We start from the raw sequence: 19,546 nt of genomic DNA, 5'->3' as shown, positions 1-19,546 counted from the left end.
ATGGCCCGCGTAACCTCGCTCTACCGCCACCCCGTCAAAGGCTTCACGCCGGAGCGTCTGGACGCCGTGACCCTGCGAGCGGGCGAGCCGTTTCCATGCGACCGCCTCTATGCGGTGGAGGACGGCCCCAGCGGTTTCGACCCCGCCGCCCCTGAACACCTGTCGAAGATGAAGTTCACGGTGCTGGCCAGGATTCCCGCGGTCGCCGGCGCTCGCACCCGCTATGACGAGGCCACGACCACCTTTCGCGCCAGCGCCGACGGCGCGCCTGACTTCGAGGGCCGCCTGGCGGAGACCGAAGGCCGCGAGGCCTTCGCCGCCTGGCTGGCCGCCCTGCTGGGCGACGACATCCGGGGCCCGCTGCGGGTGCTGGAAGGTCCCGGCCTGCACCGGTTCATGGACAGCAAGTCCGGCTTCGTCTCAATCATCAACCTGGCCAGCGTGCGCGACCTGGCGGAGAAGATCGGCCAGCCCGTCGACCCCCTGCGCTTCCGCGCCAATGTCTATGTCGAGGGCTGGGAGCCCTGGGTCGAGAACGACTGGGCCGATCGCGTGCTCACCCTCGGCGGCGCGACAGTGCAGGGCATCAAGCCCATCGTCCGCTGCGCCGCCACCCACGTGAACCCGACCACCGCCGAGCGCGACATCGACCTGGTGAAAGCCCTGTTCGACCACTACGGCCACATGCTGTGCGGCCTGTATGTGCGCGTGCTGGAAGGCGGCGAGGTCGTGGAGGGGGATGCGGCCGGCTAGGCGCCGTTCGCCGCCCCCAGCCGCGCGCGCAGCTTCGCCACCTCGGCGCGCAGGGTCACCACCGTCTCCAAATCCCCGCCCATGGCGCACAGCAGCGCCGGCGGCACGGCCTTGGCCTTTTCCTTCAGCGCCCTGCCGGCGGCGGTCAGGGTGATGCGCACCACGCGTTCGTCCTCAGGGTTGCGCGTACGGCTGATCAGGCCAGCCGTCTCCATGCGCTTCAGCAGCGGCGTCAGGGTGCTGGACTCCAGCCCCACCCGCTCGCCGATGCCGCCCACGGTCTGGGTCCCGTCCTCCCACAGCACCAGCAGCACCAGGTACTGAGGATAGGTCAGGCCCAACGGCTCCAGCAGCGGCTTGTACGCCCGGTTCAGCGCGTGGACCGTCGAGTACAGCGCGAAACACAGCTGATCATCGAGGCGCAGGAAGTCGGGGGTCTTGCTCATGCCGTGGAATATAGGCCCGAAAGTATCGTGCACAAAATATTCGCCCCTCCCCCTTGCGCACGGCTCAAGAAAGGCATTTATATCGTGCACGATTTAATCGAGAGCCAAGGCGGGACGCAACGCCCCGCCGCCCTCGGATGGAGACACGCCATGAACGTCCTGTACCGCACCGAAGCCGTCGCCACCGGCGGCCGCACCGGCTCCGCCGCCACCACCGACGGCGCCTTCTCGGTCAATCTGGTCACCCCCAAGGAACTGGGCGGCCCGGGTGGCGAGGGCAACAACCCCGAGCAGCTGTTCGCCGCCGGCTACGCCGCCTGCTTCATCGGCGCCCTGAAGTTCGTCGCCGGCCAGAAGAAGGTGAAGATCGCCGACGACACCACCGTCGCCGCCACGGTCGGCATCGGTCCGCGCGACGACGGCCAGGGCTTCGGCCTGGATGTGGCCCTGAAGGTCACCCTGCCGGGCATCGACGCCGACACGGCCAAGGCCCTGGTCGACGCCGCCCACATCGTCTGCCCTTACTCGCACGCCACCAAGGGCAGCCTGGACGTCCGCCTCAGCATCGCCTGAACCCGTCGCACCTGCACCGCTTCACCCCGTCCGCGAAAGCGGGCGGGGTTTGGCTTGCGTCCTTCGCCTCGGCGGCGCATTTGAGCCTCATGACCCAGAACCTCGTTAAAGCCTGGACGGCCGCCAAGCAGCGGCTGACGGACGGCGGCATCGACAGCCCCGTGATCGACGCCCGCCTCCTGCTGGAAGCTGCCGCCGACGCCACCCGCCTGGACATCGTCACCGATCCCTATCGCGAGCTGACCGCCGAGCAGGTCTCGACCCTGGACGGCTACGTGGAGCGCCGCCTGCGCCGCGAGCCGGTCAGCCACATCCTGGGCCGCAAGGGCTTCTGGAAGGTCATGCTGTCGGTGAACAACCAGGTGCTCACCCCGCGCCCCGACACCGAGGTCATCGTCGACCTGGTGCTGAAGCGCACGACCGAGCACCAGGCCTTCAACCTGCTGGACCTGGGCGTCGGCTCCGGCGCCATCATCCTGTCGATCCTCGCCGAGCGCCCCGCCGCCAAGGGCCTGGGCATCGATATCTCCAGCGAGGCCCTGGCCGTGGCGCGCGAGAACGCCGCCAACCTGGACCTCAACAATCAGGTCGCCCTGCTGCGCGGCGACTGGACCGGCGGCCTGGCCGACGAGAACTTCGACGTCGTCGTCTCCAACCCGCCCTACATCGCCTCCGACGAGATCGAGACCCTGGAGCCGGAGGTCCGCGACCATGAGCCGCGTCTGGCCCTGGACGGCGGTCCCGACGGCCTCGATCCCTATCGTATCCTGGCCCCCGAAATCCTGCGCGTCCTGAAGCCGGGAGGCCTTTTCGCCGTTGAGATCGGCCATACCCAGTCCAAGGATGTCGAAGCCCTGTTCGAGGCCGCCGGCGGCCTGGAAGTCTGGACGATCAAGGACCTGTCCAACCGCGACCGCGTGGTGACCGGCTTGAAAAAGCCCTTGGAAACTTAAGGACAAGACGCTACATCAAGGTGGTCTCAACCAAATCGCCGGCGTCGGAAACAGCATTCGTCAGAACGGCGATGCGAACGCCTCCGGCAAGCGCGCGCGGATTCATCACCCGATGGCGCGCTGGGGCGGTTGAGATTTTAAGGAAACCAGCGTCTTCGATCTCGACTAGGACCGACAGGTCCAAACCGGCTCAAGAGCACCACAGCCGCACGGCGACGCAGAGGCGTCCGGCGGCGGACAGGTTCAAGGCAAGATGAGAGATTTCAAGGGTATGAAGCGTCAACGCGGCCGCAATCGCGGCGGCGGTGGTGGCGGAAAACCGCAGCACAACGCCAACCGGGCCTTCGATTCGAACGGTCCCGACGGCGTGAAGGTGCGCGGCGCCGCTCAGAGCGTCTTCGAAAAGTACCAGCAACTGGCCCGTGACGCCGCCTCCGCAGGCGACCGCGTCCTGGCCGAGAACTACCTGCAGCACGCGGAGCACTATTTCCGCGTCATCCGCGCGGTTCAGCCCAACCGCCCGGTCTCCGAGATCGTCGGCAAGGAGCAGTTCGGCTCCGGCTACGACATCGACTTCGAGGCCGAGCCGGAAGAACAGCCCGAAGCGCCCGCTCAGGCGGAAGGCGAAACCGCCGAAGGCGGCGAGGGTGAAGCCGGCCAGCGCGAGGATCGCCCGCGCTTCCGTGACCGCGACAACCGCGACCGCAACGAAAACCGTGATCGCGACCGCGACCGGGGCGACCGCGAAGGCGGCCGTCGCGACCGCTGGCGCGACCGTGACGACCGTGGCGATCGCCAGGAGAACCGCGGCGACCGTCAGGACCGCGAGCCTCGCCAGGATCGTGAACCGCGCCAGGAGCGTGAGCCCCGTCAGGACCGCGAACCGCGCGAGCCCCGCGAAGCCCGTGAACCGCGCGGCGAGCGTGAAGGCCGCCGCGAGCGCTTCGACCGTGAACGCGGCGAGCGTGGCGAACGCCAGGACCGCAACGAGAGCCGCGATCCCCTGGCCGTCGTCGAGCCGCAGGCCACGCCGCTGACCGTCGAGGCCGCCGAGCCCTCGCCGCAACTGCGCGGCCAGGACGGCGCCGTCAGCCACGCCCCCGCCTTCCTCAGCCGCGCCTCGGCGCCGGCTCCGGAAGCCGCCGAGGGCGAGGTCAAGAAACCCCGCCGCCGCCGCGCTCCGCGCAGCTTCGAAGGCGGTGAAGGCGAAGCCCCGGCCGCCGCGCCGGAAGCTGAAGAAGCCTAAGACGACCAAAGGCGTTCTCTCCCCGATGAGAGAACGCCTTTTTCTTATGGCCGCCATGGCCGCCGCCCTGCCCTTCTACGCCCACGCCGCCTCCGGCGACTGGAAGAAGGACGCCGTCCAATATGACCGCCGCCGGATCGAGCGGCTGGACCATGCCTGGACCGAGGCCCTGGGCGAGGCCCGCGCGGGCGGTCACGCCCGCGAGCTCGCCGCCCAGGGCGCGTTGTTCAAGCCCGGCGCCGCCCTGAAGCGTCCCGAGCCCGCTCCCGGGACCTATCGCTGCCGGACCTTCAAGCTGGGCGGGAACCTGCCCTATGTGGCCTATGGCTGGTTCACCTGCCGGGTGGAGCTGACGCCCGGCGGCGACATGTTGCTGCGCAAGACCACCGGCTCCCAGCGGCAGGCCGGGAGTCTCTATCCCGACGGACCGCGCCGCCAGGTCTTCCTCGGCGCCGTCGCCTGGGGATCGGACAAGCCCCTTGCCTACCGCCAGGACGTCGAACGCGACCAGGCCGGCGTCCTGGAGCGCATCGGCGCCAACCGCTGGCGGCTGGCCCTGCCGTACCCGAAGCAGGAGTTGAAGCTGGACGTGATCGAGCTGCGGAAATAGTCCCCTCGCCCCCTTCGGGGGAGAGGGTAAGGGTGAGGGGGCGCTGAGCTTCAACAGGCAAGGCGCTGCAAGCGGAACCGCCGCGGCCCCTCGCCCAACCCTCTCCCCACGGGTGGCGAGAGGGGAAGACTTATCCCCCGCCTCCGAACCTCTCGTCATCTCTCTTCATCCCGTCGCACGAGAGCGCGCGTGGCCACGTGCCGGCGGGCGGCGGGAGCGGGGTCCCCCTGGAGGCCGACCGACGCCGGGTTTGCTGTCTCATCGATGGCGTCGATCGCAGCGTTCACGACAAGGACCCGCGCGGAGCGCCGGACGATCTACCTTCAGTCCACTCCAACCCGATCGGGAGCTGTCCGTCGCTCCGCCGCCCTCCCGACCTTCGCAGCAATCCGCGCGAAGCGGCGACGCCGTGCGTGCTTCGAGACGCGCTGGCGCGCTCCTCAGCATGACGAGCTTTGTCGCCAACTGAATTCGTCATCCTGAGGAGGTCGCAAGCCGTCTCGAAGGACGCAGTACCTCAAGCCCCCTCGATCGCCCGCTGCACCAGCAACGCCTGCGCCGTCTCGCGCACGTCATGCACCCGCACGGCCGCCACCCCGGCCCGCGCGCCCGCCAGGGCCGCCGCCAGGGAGCCGCCCAGCCGCCCCGAAGCCTCCACGGCCAGCGGATCGAGCCCCTGGATGAAGCGCTTGCGGCTCACCCCCAGCAGGACCGGGAAACCCGTCTCCACGAACAGCGGCAGAGCCGCCAGCAGGGCGAGGTTGTGCTCCACCGTCTTGCCGAAGCCGATGCCGGGATCGAGCCAGATCTTCTCCCGCGCCACGCCCGCCGCCATGGCCGCGCCCGCGCGGGCGGCGAGGAGAGCCAGCACCTCGCCCACCACGTCGTCATAGTGCGGCGCCGCCTGCATCGAGCGCGGCTCGCCCTGCATGTGCATCAGCACCACCTCGCAGCCCAGTTCGGCGGCCACGGCCGGCCCCTCGGGCGTGAAGCCCAGGGCCGCCACGTCGTTCCAGATGCTCGCGCCGGCGGCCATGGCGGCGCGGGCCACGGCGGGCTTCATGGTGTCGACGGAGATGGCGATGGGGCTCTCCGCCCGGATCGCCCGGATCAGCGGGACCACTCGCGCGATCTCGTCCGCCTCGCTGACCGGCGCCGCGCCGGGGCGGGTGGACTCGCCGCCGATGTCGAGGATGTCCGCCCCGTCGGCGACCAGCTTGCGAGCATGGGCCAGCCCCGCCTCCGGCCCCGTGAAACGGCCGCCGTCGGAGAAGCTGTCCGGCGTGACATTGACGATCCCCATCACCAGGGGCCGGTCGGGTGCGTTCATTGCGCCAGGAAGTCGAGGACGGCCTTATGAAAGGCCTGCGGATCCTCCAGATGGATCAGGTGGCCGCGCCCGTCAAACACCTGGACCTTGGCGTCGGGCAGGGTCGGCGCCAGCGCCTGGGCCAGTTCGGCCACCGTCCTGAACTTCGCCTTGTCGGCCTCGGTCGCCTGGGCCTTGCCTGGCGCGGCGCGATCCGTGCTCCCGACCAGGAACAGGGTCTTCACCGGGATGCGGGGAATGTCCTGCGCCACCGGCAGGTCGCGGATGGCCACGGCGCTGGCGTTGAAGGTGCGCACAAAGAAAGGCCAGTCCTGGCTGGCCTTGATCTGCTCGCGCAGAGTCACGAACGGTTCGATCACCTCGGACGAGGCCAGGCCGTAGCTGGCCGTCAGCTCCTTGCGATAGGCGGCCGCCCCCTTGGCGCTCTCGGCCCGCGCAAGCGCCTCGGGGTCGATGGGCGGCGTCAGGGGACGATAGTCCTGCAGCCCGATGGGCGCATACATGGCCAGCCGTCCCACCCGCTCCGGGTGAGCCAGCACCAGGCGCGTCGCCGCCATGTTGCCCATGGAGTGGGCGAGCACGTCGGCCTTGTCGATCTTCAGGTGGTCCAGCAGCGCCCAGGTGTGCTCCGCCATCACCTCGAAGCTGACCGCCATGCCGTCGACACGGCCCGACTTGCCGAAGTTGATCTGGTCCGGCGCCACCACGCGATAGCCGGCCGCCGTCAGGGCCTTGATGGTCCCGCCCCAATAGCCGGCCGGAAAGTTGCGGCCGTGCAGCAGCAGCACCGTGCGCCCGTTGGCCAGGCTGGTCGGCGCGACGTCCATGTAGGCGAGCCTGGTCTGCACCCGCTTGCCCTTGGCCTCCACGACCACGGGCAGGACGCTGACCGGATAGGGATAGGCGTACCCCTCAAGCGTCGCGTTCACGGCGACCGGCGCCTGGGCGAAGGCGGGGCCAGCAATGGGCGTGGCGGCGAGCGTCAGGGCGCAAAGAAAAAGGGGGAGCTTCATGGCTCCCCCTTTAACGCATCAGGCGGTGGCTGGTGTCGAGGTGATCGGCACCGAGACCGTCGGGTTGGCCGGCTGCTTGGCCTCCGGCTCGTCGCGGTTCGGCTTCACGCCCTTCAGCACACCGGCGATCTCGTCGCCGCTGAGGGTTTCGAACTCCAGCAGGCTCTTGGCCAGGACGTGCAGGTCGTCCAGCTTCTCGGTCAGGATCCGGCGGGCCTCGTCATGGCCGTAGTCGACCAGACGCTTCACTTCGGAGTTGATCAGCTTGGCGGTCGCTTCGGAAATGTTCTGGGTGCGCGCCACCGAGTGGCCCAGGAACACCTCTTCCTGGTTGTCGCCATAGGCGACGGTGCCCAGCTCGTCCGAATAGCCCCAGCGGGTGACCATGTTGCGGGCCAGGTCCGTGGCGGCCTTGATGTCGCTGCTGGCGCCCGAGGTGATGTTCTCCTTGCCGAAGATCAGCTCCTCGGCCACGCGGCCGCCCATCATGATGGCCAGGCGGCTGGTCATCTGCTGGTACTTCATGGAGTAGCGGTCGCCTTCCGGCAGCTGCATCACCATGCCCAGGGCGCGGCCGCGGGGGACGATGGTCGCCTTGTGGACCGGGTCGGCGCAGGGGACGTTAATGGCCACGATGGCGTGACCGCCCTCGTGATAGGCGGTCAGCTTCTTCTCCTCGTCGTTCATGGCGAGGGAGCGGCGCTCGGCGCCCATCATGACCTTGTCCTTGGCCATCTCGAAGTCGTTCATGGTGACCATGCGGCGGTTCTTCCGCGCGGCCATCAGGGCGCCTTCGTTGACCAGGTTCGACAGGTCCGCGCCCGAAAAGCCGGGGGTGCCGCGGGCCAGGGTCTTCACGTCCACGTCGGCGGCCAGGGGCACGTTCTTCATGTGCACGCGCAGGATACGCTCGCGGCCGGTGACGTCCGGGTTCGGCACCACGACCTGACGGTCGAAGCGGCCGGGACGCAGCAGCGCCGGGTCCAGGACGTCCGGACGGTTGGTGGCGGCGATCAGGATGATGCCTTCGTTGGACTCGAAGCCGTCCATCTCCACCAGCAGCTGGTTAAGGGTCTGCTCGCGCTCGTCGTTGCCGCCGCCCAGGCCGGCGCCGCGATGGCGGCCGACGGCGTCGATTTCGTCGATGAAGATGATGCAGGGGGCGTTCTTCTTGGCCTGCTCGAACATGTCGCGCACGCGGCTGGCGCCGACGCCGACGAACATCTCCACGAAGTCCGAACCGGAAATCGAGAAGAACGGCACGCCCGCCTCGCCCGCGACGGCGCGGGCCAGCAGGGTCTTACCGGTGCCGGGAGGGCCGACCAGCAGGGCGCCCTTGGGGATCTTGCCGCCCAGGCGCTGGAACTTGGCCGGGTCCTTCAGGAAGTCGACGATCTCCGTCAGGTCTTCCTTGGCCTCGTCCACACCGGCCACGTCCTCGAAGGTGACGCGGTTCTTGTTCTCGGTCAGCAGGCGGGCCTTGGACTTGCCGAAGCCCATGGCGCCCCGGGCGCCGCCCTGCATCTGACGCATGAAGAAGATCCACACCCCGATCAGCAGCAGGATCGGCAGCATGTTGAACAGGATGGTCAGCAAGGTGTTGCCGCCCGGCGACTTGATCTGGATGTCGGCGCCGCGCGCTTCCAGACGCTTGATCAGGTCTTCGGAGTTCGGCGGAGCCATGACCGTCACGGCCTTGCCGTCGGCGCCGCGCGCCTCGACGACCTGGCCGTGGATGACCGCGCTCTTCACGCCGCCCTGGTCGATGCGGCGGAGCAGTTCCGAATAGGTGATCTCGCCGGCCGACCCGCCACGCGAGCCTTGGGTGATGACGCTGTAGCCGCCGATCAGAACGACGAGGATGACGCCCCAGATGGCCAGGTTACGCAGGTTCATGGCTCTTCAATCTTCTCCCGCCCAACGGGGCGATCTACGCAAGATAGGATGACCAGCGCGATTTCGCCACGCACGCGTGTGGTCAGCCTGGTTCGCGGGTCGTTAGGCCGCAGGCGGCGGAATGACGTTCTGCGGCCAGAGCCCTTACACGCACTGGGGTTTCGTCGTCCAGCAGCGGGCAGGAAACGCCGTCGCCGGGCAAAAGGATCACCGGCAGGGCAGGCCGCGCGACAGCCGGTACGGCGCGCAGGGCGTCCTGCTGGGTCCTCGACAGGCGGGCGGCCCGCCCTTTCAGGGCCGCGACGCTCAGGCCCGGCCGGTCGGCGGTGATCTCGAAACGCCCGTCCCAGACGACGGCTGCGCCCGGCTCCAGCGCCAGGGTCGGCAGGCCGCCCCGCGACGCCTCCCCGGCGTTGCGGGCGACCAGTACACGGTCGCCCTCGGCCTCGATCCGGGCGCCGGCCAGGGTGGCGGTGAACGCCAGCCCGCTCCGCACCTGATCCACCAGCCGCTCCAGCCGCTCGCCGCGCGGCGGCGCGTCGGTGCCGGCGGCGCTCAGACAGGCGGCGGCCAGGCTGCGGGCGCTGAGGGTGCGGGGCAGGTCCAGCAGGCCCCAGCGGGCCGCCTGGAGCTCTGGAGCGGCCGTATCGGCGGTCGGCTCGGAAACCCGCGCCGCCTGGGGCGCTCCCGCCCGCGCCCGGCTGCGGGCGAAGCGCTGGTCTTCATTGGCCGGATCGTCGACCCAGTCGCGGCCCTGCGCCGTCAGCCAGTCGCGGATCTGCGCCCGCCGCAGGCCTAGCATGGGCCGCAGCACGAATACGCCCCGCCCCTGCGGCCAGGCTGGCGACGGCGACCATTCGCGGGGATCGGAGACGCTGGAGCCCTCGGCCCGCATGGCCGCGCCCTCGGCCAGGTCGTCGGCGGTGTGGCCCAGCAGGATGACCCTCGCCCCCGCCTCCCGCGCCGCGTCGGCCAGCAGGGCGTGGCGCGCCCGGCGGGCGGCGGCGGGCAGGCCGGTTGACGGCTTGTCGCCGCTCCAGGCCAGAGCGCGGAAGTCCCAGCCAAGCTCCGCCGCGATCCGGCCGCAGCGGGCGGTCCAGTCGGCGCTGAGGGGATTGAGCCCGTGATCCACGGTCAGGACCAGCAGGCGACGCCCCTTGGCCCGCGCCCACCGGTCGGCGATCAGCAGCAGGGCCAGGGAGTCGCCCCCGCCGGACAGGCCGACGGCGAGCGGAGCGGAAGACGCGGAAAGCAGCCGGCGGTCGAGAACCGCCGAGACCGCCTCTAGGCGCACTTGGCCTGGGTCCGCGTGGTGGCGGCGCGGCTCTTCACCGCCGCCGAGGCGTTGGGATAGCGCTTGGGCAGCTCATCCAGCGTCTTGCAGGCGTCGGCCGCGCGGTTCATCGCCGACAGCGAGCGGGCCAGCTTGACCACCGCGTCCGGCGCCCAGCCGGTCTTGGGCCAGCCGCGGATCGCGCCGATGTAGGACGCGGCGGCGTCCGGATAGGCCTGGCGCACATACTGCGTCTCGGCCAGCCAGTAGCGGGCCTCGGCGCCCTTGGGGCTGTCGCCGTGCTGCTCCACGAAACCGGCGAAGGCGCGCTCGGCGCCGGCGTAGTCGCCGTCCAACAGCATCTGCCGGGCGTTGGCGAAGGCGGTCTCGGGATCCACGTCCTGCGCCATGGGCAGGCCGCCCGTCTCGCCCGGCGGCGGAGCGGCGACCATGCCGGAGGCGATCTTCTGCTCCAGGGCGGTCAGGCGGTCGTTCAGGGCCATCGCCTGGTTCTTGGCGTCGGCGGCCTCGCGCTTGGCCTGGTTCAGGTCGAAGTTCAGGGTCTCGTTCTGGCCGTTCAGACGCTGCAGGCTTTCCTCCAGGTCGGTGACCCGGGTGGCCATGGTCTGGATCATCGCCTCGGTCTCCGCCGGCTGCACGACCACGGGCTTACCCGTGTCGCGGCCCTGGAAGACGATCGAGCGCAGCTCGCGGACAACCTTCTCCATCCGCTCCACGCGGCGGGCCGAACGGTCGTCCAGCGGATCAGCCTCCAGCGGCAGCGGGGTCTGGGCGATGGCGGCCGCGCCCGTCAGCGCGGACGTGGCGAGCAGGGCGGCGAAGGCGGCGGACTTGAGCTTCATCAGAACTCTCTTCAGCGAAGGCGGCGACGAAATTACGGCGCGCTCACCCTAGATGCAAAGCAAAGGCCGCCCCTTCGCAGGAGCGGCCTCGACTTGTCTTACCGGTCCGGCGAGGACCGGCGAACGCTTAGCGCGCGCCTTCGGTGATGGCGGTGCCGGCGTTACGGTTCTTGGCCCAGGCGTCCTCGCCCGAACCGCCGTCGATCGGACGTTCCTTGCCGTAGGAGATCGTCTCGATGCGGGCGGCCGAAACGCCGCGGGCGACCAGGAAGTCACGCACGGAGTTGGCGCGGCGGGCGCCGAGAGCCAGGTTGTATTCGCGGGTGCCGCGTTCGTCGGCGTTGCCTTCGATGCGGATCTTCACGGCCGGATAGCGGGCCAGCCAGGCGGCTTGGCCGGCCAGGACCGGCTCGGCGTCGGCGCGGACCGAATAGCTGTCGAGGTCGAAGTAGACGCGGTCGCCGACGTTGACGACGAAGTCCTGCACCGAACCCGGGATCGGGCCGCTCTGCACCGGCGGGGGAGCCGGCGGCGTGGTCGGATAGGACGGCGCGGTGGGAGCCGGAGCGGGGGCTTCCGCAGCCGGGGCCGGCTTCGGCTTCGAAGCGCAGGCGGCGAGAGTGGCGGCGGCGACGCCGATAAGCACCAGTTGACCGGCGCGCTTGGTGTTGAAGCTCATAGCTTCCTCCTCAGCTAAAAAGTCCAGCGAACCCTATACTCAAGCTTGTTTGCATCGGCATGACAAAACGCCGGGCGCCGGTCACAAACACGTCAGAAGACGTCACAAACATGGCCATAGGGTCGTTCGAAGGCGCAACGCGGCAGCGCGGCCTAGGTTGCAGTCAGTCCAGCAGCGGCGACCACGCCGGGTCCGAACCCGAACCCGGATACGGCGCCGGACGCAGGATGCGGCCGGTGATGTCCACGGTCCAAAGCTTGGCTCCGCCGCCGTTCTCGCGGAAGAACATGATCACCCGTCCGTTGGGGGCCCAGGTCGGGCCTTCCTCCAGCGACGACGAGGTCAGGATGCGCTCGTCCGAACCGTCCGGACGCATCACGCCGATCGAGAAGCCGCCGGCCTGCTTTGTGAAGGCGATGAAGTCGCCGCGCGGGCTCCACACCGGGGTGGTGTAGCGGCCGCCGCCGTACGAGATGCGGCGAACGCCCGAGCCGTCGGTGTTCATGATGTAGAGCTGGGCCGTGCCGCCCCGGTCGGAGTTGAAGACGATCTTCGTCCCGTCCGGCGAGAACGACGGCGAGGTGTCGATGGCCGGATCGGTGGTGATCCGCGTCGACTGCCGGCTGCGCAGATCCATGATGTAGATGTCGCTGTTGCCGGCCCGCTCGACCGAGAACGCGACCTTGCCGCCGTCCGGCGAGAAGCGCGGCGCGAACACCATGCCCGGGAAGCGGCCCAGGGTCTCCTGACGGCCGGTCTCCAGGTTGAACAGGTACAGGCTCGACCCCGTGGGCCGCAGCGCCATGTAGGTGATCTCCTGGCTGTTCGCCGAGAAGCGCGGCGTCATGACGATGTACGAACCGTCGGTCAGGTAGTTCGGGTTGGCCCCGTCCTGATCCATGATCGCCAGACGCTTCACGCGGTTCAGCTTCGGGCCGCTCTCGGCCACGAACACCACGCGGGTGTCGAAATACCCCTTCTCGCCCGTCAGGTTCTCATAGACCGCGTCACTGATCTTGTGGGCGATCCGGCGCCAGTTCTCGGCCGGGGCCGAGAACTGCAGGCCCAGCAGCTGCCGTTGGCCATAGACGTCCCACAGGCGGAAATCGACGCGCAGGCGGCCGTCGGCCTCGACCGTCACCTGGCCGTTGATCATGGCCTGGGCGCCGACGCCCTTCCAGTTCTCGAACACCGGCTGGACGTTCACGTCCATGGTCTGGGTCGGGAAACGGGCCGGGGGCACCGGCGCGAACAGGCCCGAGCGCTCCAGATTGCCGCTGATGACCTGGGCGATGTCGCCGCCGCGGGTCGCGCCCGAGAAGTTCGGGATGGCGATCGGCAGCGGGGCCACCGCGCCCTTGTTGACGTCGACGACCAGGCCCTGGGCGCGCGACATGGTCGGCGCGGCGACACCCCCGAGAAGGGCGACGGCCATGGCGAGGATGGCGAGACGGGCTTTCATGGCGTCAACGGTCCTTATCTAGTTTGAGCAGGCCGACTTGGCGTTGAAGTTGAACCCGATCTCCTGCTGACGGAAGCCGGGAGGCACCGAGAACGGCGCCGCTCGTCCGAACGCGGAAATGGCCCGGGTGGCTGCCGCCTGGGTGATCGGATTGCTGTTCATGCCCTTGATGACCCGTGGCTGGCCCACCAGCTGGCCGGTCGAGGAAATGGTCGCCGAGACGGTCAGTGCCACGTCGCGGCCGCCCTCGACCTCGCAGTTCGGGTTCCACAGGCGTTCCAGCTGCGCGCCCAGGGTCGCCAATTGCGAGGCGGTCATGCCAGTGGCCGCGCCGGCGGCGGGACGCGCCTCCACGGCGGTCTCGGCGCGGTTGGGGCCACGCTGGGCGTTCGAGTTGGGGCGACCGGCGGGCTTGCGGCCCTTGTTGATCGAGGCCGCCAGGGCGTCGAGGTCGAAGGCGTCTTCCTTCGGCTTGGCCGGGTTGGGCTTCTTCGGCTGCGGCTTCTGGGGGGCGGGCGTCGGGGCCGGCTTTTGCGGCACGGGTTTCTGCGCCGCCTTGGGGGCCGGGGTCGGCGGGGCGGGTTCCGGCACGGGCGCGGGCGGAGCCGCGGGCTCCGGCGTCGCGTCGGGCACGGGATCTTCGGTCTGGGCGAGCAGGTCTTCGGGCCCCTGCACCGCCGGGCGCACATTGGTCGGCCCCTCGGCGACGATGGTCACCGGCACGGAGGCGACGACCATCTTCTTCGTCATCCAGGGCCAGGAGACGAAGAAGGAGCCGATCACCGCCGCGTGGAGGATCAGCGATCCCGCCAGGAACGGCGTGCGGTTGGACCGTTCACGCGCCATGCCTACCGCGCCTCGGCGCTATCCGCCGGCGCGCCCGAGGACGGGCCGCCCGTCTCGGTGACGAGGTTGATCTTGGTGAAGCCCGACGTGGACAGCGAGGCCATGACCTGGGCGACGATCTCGTAAGAGGCGCGGCCGTCGGCGCGCACGAAGATCGGCGTCTCGGTCCCCTCGCCCGCAAGCTCGTGCAGCCGCGGCGACAGCTCGGCGAACTGGACTTGCGTCTCGCCGATGAACACGGCGGCGTCCTGCCGGATGGAGACCGTCAGCGGCTCCTTCTGGTCCTGCATGGCGCCGGCCTCGGTCTTGGGCAGCTCGACCTCGACCCCGGCGGTCAGCAGCGGGGCGCTGATCATGAAGATGATCAGCAGCACCAGCATCACGTCGACCAGCGGGGTGACGTTGATCTCCGACAGGGCGCCGCGGCGGCGTCCCCGCCGGCGCCGGCCCCGACCGCCATTGGTCGAGAAGGCGTCGTGGGAGGACATGCCCATGGATCAGCGCTCCGCCAGGCGGCGCTGGATCGCGGTGGACAGGTCGTCGGCGAAGTTCTCCAGCCGGCCGCCGAACTTGGCCGCATCGGTCGAGAACTTGTTGTAGGCGATATAGGCCGGGATGGCGGCGATCAGGCCGATGGCCGTGGCGAACAGGGCCTCGGCGATGGCCGGGGCCACGACCGCCAGCGAGGTGTTCTTCTCGGCGGCGATGGCCTGGAAGGCGTTCATGATGCCCCAAACCGTGCCGAACAGGCCGATGAACGGCGAGGCCGTGGCCACGATGGCCAGCAGGCCCAGGCCGTCCTCGGCCTTGGAGGTCTCGCGAGCGATCGTGTTGTCCAAGGTGCGGTCGATGCGGGTGATCAGCATCGCCGTCTGCGCATCGTCCATGCGGCCCTTGGCGCGGGCGTCGCGCCATTCCTTCAGGGCCGAGACCAGCATCTTGGGCAGGGGCTGGGTCGGGTTGGAGCCGGCTTCGGCCGCCACGTCTTCCAGCGAACGGCCGCCGCTGACCTTGTCCTCGAAGCGGTCCGCCTCGCGGTTCAGCACCGTGAACTTGAACGCCTTGTCCAGGATCACCGCCCAGGACCACAGCGACGCGGCGCCCAGTCCGATCATCACCAGTTTGACGACCCAGTCGGCCTGCATGAACAGGTGCAGGAACGAGAAGTTGGCGGCTGCGGCGTCCATGCGGTCTCCGAAAGGATGCGAATCAGTAGCGGTTCGGGTCCGTTTGCCATGACCCGGCGGGATGTTGAAACTATGGCGTGGCTCAAAAGCCGGTCACGAGTTGCTGACCGGACGCCTTTGAGCGTGATCAGTCACGCTTAGCGAACAAAGGCGACAGGCGTTCCACCATCTCGGCCGGCGGACGGCGCGGACGGCCGTCCATGGTGATGCAGGCCGCCTCGACCGCCGCCTGGGCGATCAGCGCGTCGCCGCGCATGATCCGCTGGGTGACCAGAAGCCTCGGCCCTTTGACCGCGTCGTACAGGGTCACCACCGTCAGGGCGTCGTCGACCTTGGCGGCGCGCTTGAAGTCGATCTCCATGCGCACCACCACGAACGCCGCCGGGTCCTCGCGGCCCGCCAGGTCGGTGTGGGAGATGCCCGCCAGCCGCAGGAAGTCGCTCCGCCCGCGCTCGAAATAGCGCAGGTAGTTGGCGTGATAGACGACCCCGGTGAAGTCGGTGTCCTCGTAATAGATGCGCACCGGCAGATGATGCTCGCGCCCGATCAGGACGCCGCAGGTGGGTTCGGTCATGGACGTCCCTTGGCTGAGGCCGGCCCTATATGCGCCAAGGCGAGTCCCAGCGAAACGCCCCAGCCCAGCAGGGGCGACGCGCCGTAGCCGATCACCGGCGCGGGATAGTTGCCGAAGATGCTCGCCAGGACGAAACCCGCCCAGAGGCCGCCGAGCACCAGCGGCGCGACCGCGCGGCGCTTCAGGCCGATGAAGAGAAACGGCGCCGGCAGCAGGGCCAGCATCAGGACGGCGAACAGGCCGACCGGCGGCGCCGTCGCGAAGGCGGCGGAAACCACCTCCTCCACATAGCTGACCGCCGGCAGGCTGTCGGGCCGGGTCCAGGCCCATGCGGCCGCGACAACGGCCACGGCGGCGGCGGCCAGGTCCAGCCGCCCGCGATGCCCCCCTAGCCGAGCGACTGCCGCCAGGGCGAAGGCGAAGGCCGCTCCCCCATCGGGTTGAAGCGCGAGGGCGACAGCGATCCCGGCGCAAAGGCTGGCCGTAAGGAGCGTCGCTGGGCGCAAGGCGAAGACCCAAGCCGCCGCTGGCAAGGCCAGCGAGGCCGGATGCAGCAGCACAGGCCCGACGCCGATCCAGCGGGTCGCGCCATCCATGCTGACGCCGAACAGCGCCGTCCCCGCGACCGCGAACAGACTGAGCGCCATGACCGTCACCTGCGCCCTCAGGCTCAGTGCCGACCGGTCCCTGGACATGAGGAAGGCCAGGCCGGCGGCGATGACGCCCGCCACGCCCTGCGCCGCCAGCATCGAGGTCGAGGCCCCCGCCGCCCGGATGGCCAGCAGGGAGGCCGCCAGGGTCAGCAGGACCAGAAGGGCGACGAGGCCCCAAACGCGCCTGGCCGCCCCGTCGATCATTCGAACAGACCGCTCTGGGCCGCCGGTTGCGGCGGCGGGGTCAGGCCGATGTGCAGGTAGGCCTTGGCGCAGGCTACGCGGCCGCGCGGGGTGCGCTGGATGAAGCCCTGCTGCATCAGATAGGGCTCGATCACGTCCTCCACCGCGTCGCGGGCTTCGGCGATGGCGTAGGCCAGAGTCTCAACTCCGGCCGGGCCGCCGTTGTAGTGCTCGATCAGGGCGCGCAGGTAACGGCGGTCCAGGCTGTCCAGCCCCACCTCGTCCACCTCCAGCCGGGCCAGGGCGCGCGAGGCGTGGCCCTTGTCGATCACCGTGGCCCCGTCAGCCCCGGCGAAATCTCGCACCCGGCGCAGCAGGCGGCCGGCGACGCGCGGCGTCCCCCGAGCGCGGGCGGCGATCTCCATCGCCCCGTCCTCGGCCAGGGGCGCGCCCATCTTGCGGGCGGCGTGCAGTAGGACGTGCTTCAGCTCGTCGTGGGTGTAGAACTCCAGCCGCACCGGAATGCCGAAGCGGTCGCGCAGCGGCGTGGCCAGCATCCCCGCCCGCGTGGTCGCCGCCACCAGGGTGAAGGGCGCCAGGTCGATGCGGATGGAGCGGGCCGACGGCCCCTCCCCGATCACCAGGTCGAGGACGTGGTCCTCCATCGCCGGATAGAGGATCTCCTCCACGTTCGGCGACAGGCGGTGGATCTCGTCGATGAACAGGACGTCGTTGGCTTCCAGATTGGTCAGGATCGCCGCCAGGTCGCCGGGCTTGTTCAGCACCGGGCCGCTGGTGGCGCGGAAGTTCACGCCCAGCTCCCGCGCGACGATCTGGGCCAGGGTCGTCTTGCCCAGGCCCGGCGGGCCGAACAGCAGGACGTGGTCCAGGGACTCGCCCCGGCCGCGCGCCGCCTCGATGAAGATCTTCAGGTTGGCCTTGGCCTGCGCCTGACCGACGAACTCGGCCAGGGTTTGGGGGCGCAACGCCTTGTCGGTCCCCTCCAGGGGCGCCTGTTCGCCGGAGACGATGCGCGTCACCGGCCCAGCTCCTGCAGGCTGGCCTTGATCAGGGCGGCCACGTCGGCCTCCTCGCCCAGGCGGGTCGCGGCGGCCTCGACCACGCGGCGGGCCTGCGCCTCGGCGACGCCCAGGCCCATCAGGCCGACCACCGCCTCGCCCGACGCGGACGGCCGCACGGCTTCCGCCGGGCCGCTGCTGGGCGACGGGGCGAAGGTGACCGGGCCGTCGGTGATCGGCTTGTCCTTCAGCTCGGTGACGATGCGCAGGGCCAGCTTGGGACCGACGCCCTGGGCGCGGCCCACGGCGGCCTTGTCCTCGCGCGCCACGGCGCCGGCCAATTCCGCCGGGCTCAGCACGTCCAGCACCGCCATGGCGGCCTTGGGGCCGACGCCCTGGATCGCCTGCAGCAGGACGAAGGCGCGGCGGTCCTCCCGCGTGCCGAAGCCGTAGAGGCGCAGGCCCGCGCTTTCGCTCCACTGGCTTTCGATGTGCAGCAGGGTCTCCTCGCCCAGGGCCGGCAGGCGGCCCAGGGTGCGGGAGCCGCAACGGACCACATAGCCGACGCCCATGACGTCGATCAGGGCCTCTTCCTCGCCGACCTCGGCGACGGCGCCGCGCAGACGGCCGATCATTGGATGCCCTTCGCGGCGAGAGCGGCGGCCCAGGCGGCGCCGGACGAACCCTTGCGCGAGCGGACCGGCGCGCGGGTGATGATGGGATCGGCCGCCCGGCCGCGCGCATGGGCGTGGGCGATGGCCACCGCCAGGGCGTCGGCGGCGTCGGCGACCGCGCCGGCGGCGGTGGGCAGGATGCGGGCGATCATGAAGCCGATCTGGTCCTTGTCCGCCGCCCCGGTGCCGACCACCGCCTTCTTGACGTGGCGGCTGGCGTACTCGGCCACCGGCAGGCCGGCGCGGGCCGGCGCGATCAGGGCCGCCGCGCGGGCGTGGCCGAGCTTCAGGCTGGACTGGGCGTTGGTGTTCAAGAAGGTCTCCTCCACGGCCGCCTCGTGCGGCGCGTGCGCGGCGATCACCGCCTCGATTCCCTCGAACAGGGTCAGCAGGCGGGTGGCGAAGGGCGCGGTCTCGTCCGGCGCGATGACGCCGTGGGCCACATGGGTCAGGCGCGAGCCGTCCATGATGATCACCCCCCAGCCGGTGCGCCGAAGGCCGGGATCGAGCCCGAGAATGCGAATCGCGTTCGTCATGTGTTCCGCAATTTCTCTCGTCGAGACCCTGCGGGAAAGCGCTTTTTAGTTAACGTCAGCTGCGGCGCGGGCGCAGCTCGAAGCTGGTCACGCGGGGGTCGGCCAGCATCACCGCCGACAGGTCCGAGGCCGGCACGCGGCCCAGGCCGTGGAAGGTCCCGCTCAGCTCCACCGAACCGTCGCCGTACAGGTGGTGGTCGATGACCTTGGCGGTGAGGCCGAAGGTCTTCATCGCCGCGCGCAGCTCCGCCTCATCCAGGGGAGCCTCGCGGCTCGAACGCACCCGAAGGTGGGCGGCCCGCATCTGCGGCACGTGCTTGTCCACGAAGCGCAGGCCGCTGAGCACCAGAACCGTCACCGCCGTGCCGGCGATGGCCAGGTCATAGACCTGCATACCGTACAGGGTGCCGAGGGCCGAGGTGATCCATAGCGACGCCGCCGTGGTCAGGCCGTGGACGCTGAAGCCCTGGCGGAAGATCACCCCGCCGCACAGGAAGCCGACGCCGGTCAGGATGCCGTGCGCCATGCGCACCGGGTCGATGCGCACCACCGCCGCCGGGTCGTCGATCCTCATCCAGGACAGCTGGTGCACCGCCGCCAGCATCAGCAGAGCCGAGGCCAGGCTGACCAGCATGTGGGTGCGCAGCCCGGCGGGATGGCCGCGGAACTCCCGCTCGAAGCCGATCAGGCCGCCGGCCGCGATCGCGCCGAGGATGGGGAAGAAGAGATCGGGCCGCCACCAGTCCATGAAGGAGGAACGGCTGAGGGTCAGTGAAG

General features: G+C 70.0%; 22 protein-coding genes. 5 read left to right on the top strand and 17 right to left on the bottom strand.

Annotated features, from left to right (window positions below; translation table 11 throughout):
- Nucleotides 1-753, top strand: a complete 753-nt coding sequence (locus ABOZ73_RS13275) for an MOSC domain-containing protein (RefSeq protein WP_369058607.1) — start codon at nucleotides 1-3, stop codon at nucleotides 751-753.
- On the opposite strand, the gene ABOZ73_RS13270 is transcribed toward ABOZ73_RS13275, so the two are convergent.
- The gene (locus ABOZ73_RS13270) at nucleotides 750-1,199 is read right to left on the bottom strand and encodes a MarR family winged helix-turn-helix transcriptional regulator (RefSeq protein WP_369058606.1); all 450 of its coding nucleotides are present in this window, start codon (nucleotides 1,197-1,199) and stop codon (nucleotides 750-752) included. The genes ABOZ73_RS13275 and ABOZ73_RS13270 overlap by 4 nt on opposite strands.
- A 150-nt stretch (nucleotides 1,200-1,349) precedes the next feature.
- On the opposite strand from ABOZ73_RS13270, the gene ABOZ73_RS13265 reads away from it, so the two are divergent.
- From ABOZ73_RS13265 to ABOZ73_RS13250, 4 genes are all read left to right on the top strand, one after another.
- Complete coding sequence (locus tag ABOZ73_RS13265) at nucleotides 1,350-1,772, top strand: organic hydroperoxide resistance protein (RefSeq protein ID WP_369058605.1); 423 nt, start codon at nucleotides 1,350-1,352, stop codon at nucleotides 1,770-1,772.
- Nucleotides 1,773-1,861: 89 nt separating this feature from the next.
- Nucleotides 1,862-2,725, top strand: coding sequence for a peptide chain release factor N(5)-glutamine methyltransferase (gene prmC, locus ABOZ73_RS13260; protein WP_369058604.1), 864 nt, complete (start codon nucleotides 1,862-1,864; stop codon nucleotides 2,723-2,725).
- A 253-nt stretch (nucleotides 2,726-2,978) separates the two neighbouring features.
- Entirely contained in the window at nucleotides 2,979-3,971 is a 993-nt protein-coding gene (locus ABOZ73_RS13255; RefSeq protein WP_369058603.1) for a DUF4167 domain-containing protein, read from the top strand.
- A 25-nt stretch (nucleotides 3,972-3,996) separates the two neighbouring features.
- Nucleotides 3,997-4,581, top strand: a complete 585-nt coding sequence (locus ABOZ73_RS13250; RefSeq protein ID WP_369058602.1) for a DUF4893 domain-containing protein — start codon at nucleotides 3,997-3,999, stop codon at nucleotides 4,579-4,581.
- 517 nt (nucleotides 4,582-5,098) lie between these two features.
- Here ABOZ73_RS13250 and folP read toward each other — a convergent pair.
- The 16 genes from folP to ABOZ73_RS13170 all read right to left on the bottom strand — a co-directional run bounded on the left by folP (nucleotide 5,099) and on the right by ABOZ73_RS13170 (nucleotide 19,517).
- On the bottom strand, nucleotides 5,099-5,911 hold the full coding sequence (gene folP / locus ABOZ73_RS13245) for a dihydropteroate synthase (protein WP_369058601.1): 813 nt from the start codon (nucleotides 5,909-5,911) through the stop codon (nucleotides 5,099-5,101).
- Nucleotides 5,908-6,924, bottom strand: a complete 1,017-nt coding sequence (locus tag ABOZ73_RS13240; RefSeq protein WP_369058600.1) for an alpha/beta fold hydrolase — start codon at nucleotides 6,922-6,924, stop codon at nucleotides 5,908-5,910. The genes folP and ABOZ73_RS13240 overlap by 4 nt, the downstream gene beginning before the upstream one ends.
- Nucleotides 6,925-6,942: 18 nt before the next feature.
- Nucleotides 6,943-8,820, bottom strand: a complete 1,878-nt coding sequence (gene ftsH / locus ABOZ73_RS13235) for an ATP-dependent zinc metalloprotease FtsH (RefSeq protein ID WP_369058599.1) — start codon at nucleotides 8,818-8,820, stop codon at nucleotides 6,943-6,945.
- Between the two features lie 82 nt (nucleotides 8,821-8,902).
- Nucleotides 8,903-10,114 (bottom strand): tRNA lysidine(34) synthetase TilS, encoded by a 1,212-nt coding sequence (gene tilS, locus ABOZ73_RS13230; protein ID WP_369058598.1) that lies wholly within the window; start codon nucleotides 10,112-10,114, stop codon nucleotides 8,903-8,905.
- A complete protein-coding gene (gene ybgF / locus ABOZ73_RS13225; RefSeq protein ID WP_369058597.1) occupies nucleotides 10,105-10,956 on the bottom strand; it encodes a tol-pal system protein YbgF in 852 nt (283 codons plus the stop codon). Before ybgF ends, tilS begins: the two co-directional genes overlap by 10 nt.
- 127 nt (nucleotides 10,957-11,083) lie before the next feature.
- On the bottom strand, nucleotides 11,084-11,635 hold the full coding sequence (gene pal, locus ABOZ73_RS13220) for a peptidoglycan-associated lipoprotein Pal (RefSeq protein ID WP_369058596.1): 552 nt from the start codon (nucleotides 11,633-11,635) through the stop codon (nucleotides 11,084-11,086).
- Nucleotides 11,636-11,798: 163 nt separating this feature from the next.
- Nucleotides 11,799-13,097, bottom strand: coding sequence for a Tol-Pal system beta propeller repeat protein TolB (gene tolB / locus ABOZ73_RS13215; protein WP_369058595.1), 1,299 nt, complete (start codon nucleotides 13,095-13,097; stop codon nucleotides 11,799-11,801).
- 18 nt (nucleotides 13,098-13,115) lie between these two features.
- Entirely contained in the window at nucleotides 13,116-13,943 is an 828-nt protein-coding gene (locus ABOZ73_RS13210) for an energy transducer TonB (protein ID WP_369058594.1), read from the bottom strand.
- A 2-nt stretch (nucleotides 13,944-13,945) separates the two neighbouring features.
- Complete coding sequence (locus tag ABOZ73_RS13205; RefSeq protein ID WP_369058593.1) at nucleotides 13,946-14,437, bottom strand: ExbD/TolR family protein; 492 nt, start codon at nucleotides 14,435-14,437, stop codon at nucleotides 13,946-13,948.
- Nucleotides 14,438-14,440: 3 nt separating this feature from the next.
- Nucleotides 14,441-15,130 (bottom strand): protein TolQ, encoded by a 690-nt coding sequence (tolQ, locus tag ABOZ73_RS13200; protein ID WP_369058592.1) that lies wholly within the window; start codon nucleotides 15,128-15,130, stop codon nucleotides 14,441-14,443.
- A 127-nt stretch (nucleotides 15,131-15,257) separates the two neighbouring features.
- Entirely contained in the window at nucleotides 15,258-15,704 is a 447-nt protein-coding gene (gene ybgC, locus ABOZ73_RS13195) for a tol-pal system-associated acyl-CoA thioesterase (RefSeq protein WP_369058591.1), read from the bottom strand.
- Nucleotides 15,701-16,561, bottom strand: coding sequence for an FtsW/RodA/SpoVE family cell cycle protein (locus tag ABOZ73_RS13190; protein WP_369058590.1), 861 nt, complete (start codon nucleotides 16,559-16,561; stop codon nucleotides 15,701-15,703). The genes ybgC and ABOZ73_RS13190 overlap by 4 nt, the downstream gene beginning before the upstream one ends.
- On the bottom strand, nucleotides 16,558-17,580 hold the full coding sequence (ruvB, locus tag ABOZ73_RS13185) for a Holliday junction branch migration DNA helicase RuvB (RefSeq protein ID WP_369058589.1): 1,023 nt from the start codon (nucleotides 17,578-17,580) through the stop codon (nucleotides 16,558-16,560). The genes ABOZ73_RS13190 and ruvB overlap by 4 nt, the downstream gene beginning before the upstream one ends.
- Entirely contained in the window at nucleotides 17,577-18,194 is a 618-nt protein-coding gene (gene ruvA / locus ABOZ73_RS13180) for a Holliday junction branch migration protein RuvA (protein WP_369058588.1), read from the bottom strand. The genes ruvB and ruvA overlap by 4 nt, the downstream gene beginning before the upstream one ends.
- Complete coding sequence (gene ruvC, locus ABOZ73_RS13175; protein ID WP_369058587.1) at nucleotides 18,191-18,769, bottom strand: crossover junction endodeoxyribonuclease RuvC; 579 nt, start codon at nucleotides 18,767-18,769, stop codon at nucleotides 18,191-18,193. The genes ruvA and ruvC overlap by 4 nt, the downstream gene beginning before the upstream one ends.
- A 55-nt stretch (nucleotides 18,770-18,824) precedes the next feature.
- A complete protein-coding gene (locus tag ABOZ73_RS13170; RefSeq protein WP_369058586.1) occupies nucleotides 18,825-19,517 on the bottom strand; it encodes an MgtC/SapB family protein in 693 nt (230 codons plus the stop codon).
- Between the last annotated feature and the right edge of the window lie 29 nt (nucleotides 19,518-19,546).

It is taken from the genome of Caulobacter sp. 73W (assembly GCF_041021955.1).
Classification (GTDB): Bacteria; Pseudomonadota; Alphaproteobacteria; order Caulobacterales; family Caulobacteraceae; genus Caulobacter.
This window is presented reverse-complemented; position numbering and strand designations above follow the sequence as displayed.

Bases quoted from the DNA above. Each gene is read 5' to 3' on its own strand.
- ABOZ73_RS13270 (WP_369058606.1), bottom strand. From the start codon at position 1,199: ATGAGCAAGACCCCCGACTTCCTGCGCCTCGATGATCAGCTGTGTTTC.
- prmC (WP_369058604.1), top strand. From the start codon at position 1,862: ATGACCCAGAACCTCGTTAAAGCCTGGACGGCCGCCAAGCAGCGGCTG.
- ABOZ73_RS13170 (WP_369058586.1), bottom strand. From the start codon at position 19,517: ATGGACTGGTGGCGGCCCGATCTCTTCTTCCCCATCCTCGGCGCGATC.
- ruvA (WP_369058588.1), bottom strand. From the start codon at position 18,194: ATGATCGGCCGTCTGCGCGGCGCCGTCGCCGAGGTCGGCGAGGAAGAG.
- ybgC (WP_369058591.1), bottom strand. From the start codon at position 15,704: ATGACCGAACCCACCTGCGGCGTCCTGATCGGGCGCGAGCATCATCTG.
- tolQ (WP_369058592.1), bottom strand. From the start codon at position 15,130: ATGGACGCCGCAGCCGCCAACTTCTCGTTCCTGCACCTGTTCATGCAG.
- ABOZ73_RS13250 (WP_369058602.1), top strand. From the start codon at position 3,997: ATGAGAGAACGCCTTTTTCTTATGGCCGCCATGGCCGCCGCCCTGCCC.
- tolB (WP_369058595.1), bottom strand. From the start codon at position 13,097: ATGAAAGCCCGTCTCGCCATCCTCGCCATGGCCGTCGCCCTTCTCGGG.
- ftsH (WP_369058599.1), bottom strand. From the start codon at position 8,820: ATGAACCTGCGTAACCTGGCCATCTGGGGCGTCATCCTCGTCGTTCTG.
- folP (WP_369058601.1), bottom strand. From the start codon at position 5,911: ATGAACGCACCCGACCGGCCCCTGGTGATGGGGATCGTCAATGTCACG.
- ABOZ73_RS13255 (WP_369058603.1), top strand. From the start codon at position 2,979: ATGAGAGATTTCAAGGGTATGAAGCGTCAACGCGGCCGCAATCGCGGC.
- ABOZ73_RS13275 (WP_369058607.1), top strand. From the start codon at position 1: ATGGCCCGCGTAACCTCGCTCTACCGCCACCCCGTCAAAGGCTTCACG.
- ABOZ73_RS13205 (WP_369058593.1), bottom strand. From the start codon at position 14,437: ATGGGCATGTCCTCCCACGACGCCTTCTCGACCAATGGCGGTCGGGGC.
- ruvC (WP_369058587.1), bottom strand. From the start codon at position 18,769: ATGACGAACGCGATTCGCATTCTCGGGCTCGATCCCGGCCTTCGGCGC.
- ybgF (WP_369058597.1), bottom strand. From the start codon at position 10,956: ATGAAGCTCAAGTCCGCCGCCTTCGCCGCCCTGCTCGCCACGTCCGCG.
- ABOZ73_RS13210 (WP_369058594.1), bottom strand. From the start codon at position 13,943: ATGGCGCGTGAACGGTCCAACCGCACGCCGTTCCTGGCGGGATCGCTG.
- ABOZ73_RS13240 (WP_369058600.1), bottom strand. From the start codon at position 6,924: ATGAAGCTCCCCCTTTTTCTTTGCGCCCTGACGCTCGCCGCCACGCCC.
- ABOZ73_RS13190 (WP_369058590.1), bottom strand. From the start codon at position 16,561: ATGATCGACGGGGCGGCCAGGCGCGTTTGGGGCCTCGTCGCCCTTCTG.
- pal (WP_369058596.1), bottom strand. From the start codon at position 11,635: ATGAGCTTCAACACCAAGCGCGCCGGTCAACTGGTGCTTATCGGCGTC.
- ABOZ73_RS13265 (WP_369058605.1), top strand. From the start codon at position 1,350: ATGAACGTCCTGTACCGCACCGAAGCCGTCGCCACCGGCGGCCGCACC.